Origin of the sequence: Pseudomonas sp. K5002 (assembly GCF_013386655.1) — a bacterium.
In the GTDB taxonomy this organism is placed as follows: Bacteria; Pseudomonadota; Gammaproteobacteria; order Pseudomonadales; family Pseudomonadaceae; genus Aquipseudomonas.
Genome location: NZ_JACARK010001365.1, coordinates 1 through 1,387, shown reverse-complemented (window position 1 = coordinate 1,387; position 1,387 = coordinate 1). Strand labels below are relative to the sequence as shown.

The window sequence follows — 1,387 nt, the reverse complement described above, 5'->3', positions numbered from 1 at the left end:
CGACGGCGAGGTCGACCTGCGTTCCGCGCTGGTGGCCCTGGCGGCCCGTGGTGTCAACGAAGTGTTGGTGGAAGCCGGCCCAAGCCTGGCGGGTGCCTTCGCCCAGCAAGGGCTGGTGGACGAGTACGTGATATTCGTCGCCGGCAAGTTTCTTGGCTCTGCCGCCCGGCCTTTGCTGGACTGGCCGCTTGAGAAACTGGCCGACGCCCCCCAACTCAAGATCACTGAAATGCGCGCTGTTGGCGATGACTGGAGAGTCACTGCCATCCCTCTGCCATCAGCGAGCGTATAATTCCCGGCCTGCGCCACGTCTTCAGGAGAACGGCATGTTCACCGGCATTATCGAATCCATCGGCAGCATCCGTGCAATGACCCCAAAAGGCGGCGACGTACGCCTGCTGGTTGAAACCGGCAAGCTCGACCTGAGCGACGTCAAACTGGGCGACAGCATCGCCGTCAGCGGTGTGTGCCTGACCGTCATCGAGTTGCCTGGCAACGGCTTTGCCGCCGATGTCAGCCGGGAAACCCTGGACTGCACCGCGATGAACGACCTCAAGAGCGGCAGCCCGGTGAACCTGGAAAAAGCCCTGACCCCGACCACCCGCCTCGGTGGGCACCTGGTCAGCGGCCACGTCGACGGTGTCGGCGAAGTGGTTGCCCGCAGCGAAAACGCGCGTGCCGTGGAATTTCGCATTCGCGCACCGAAAGAGCTGGCCAAGTACATCGCCCACAAAGGCTCGATCACCGTCGACGGCACCAGCCTGACCGTGAACGCCGTGAATGGCGCCGAATTTGAACTGACCATCATTCCCCACACCCTGAGCGAAACCATCATGGCGTCGTACCAGCCGGGTCGCCGGGTGAACCTGGAAGTCGACTTGCTTGCCCGTTACCTGGAGCGCCTGTTGTTGGGCGATAAGGCCGCAGAGTCTGACTCTCTTCAAGGGCCCGCCGGGAACATCACTGAAAGTTTTTTAGCCGCTAACGGCTACCTTAAATCCTGACCCAAGGGGGTGCCGCGTGGCGCTCAACAGCATCGAAGAACTGGTTGAAGACATCCGCCAAGGCAAGATGGTCATCCTCATGGATGACGAAGACCGCGAGAATGAAGGCGACCTGATCATGGCCGCCGAGTGCTGCCAGCCGGAACACATCAACTTCATGGCCAAGCACGCCCGTGGCCTGATCTGCATGCCGATGAGCCGCGAGCGCTGCGAGCTGCTGAAGCTGCCGTTGATGGCGCCGCGCAATGGTTCCGGGTTTGGCACCAAGTTCACCGTGTCCATCGAAGCCACTACCGGTGTCACCACCGGCATCTCCGCTGCTGACCGCGCCCGCACCGTACAAGCCGCTGCCGCGAAAGACGCCAAGGCCGAAGACATCGTCA

At 62.0% G+C, this 1,387-nt stretch carries 3 protein-coding genes; all 3 read left to right on the top strand.

All coding sequences use genetic code 11. The annotated features are described in order from the left end of the window. Positions 1 to 292: RibD family protein (locus tag HX846_RS36410; protein WP_178967369.1), on the top strand; the 292-nt coding region annotated here is incomplete at its 5' end. Positions 293 to 326: 34 nt separating this feature from the next. Then, positions 327 to 1,004: a riboflavin synthase gene (locus HX846_RS36405; protein ID WP_003209988.1), complete on the top strand. Its 678-nt coding sequence runs from the start codon at positions 327 to 329 to the stop codon at positions 1,002 to 1,004. 16 nt (positions 1,005 to 1,020) lie between these two features. Next, the coding region (locus HX846_RS36400; protein ID WP_178967368.1) for a 3,4-dihydroxy-2-butanone-4-phosphate synthase at positions 1,021 to 1,387 on the top strand (367 nt) is incomplete at its 3' end.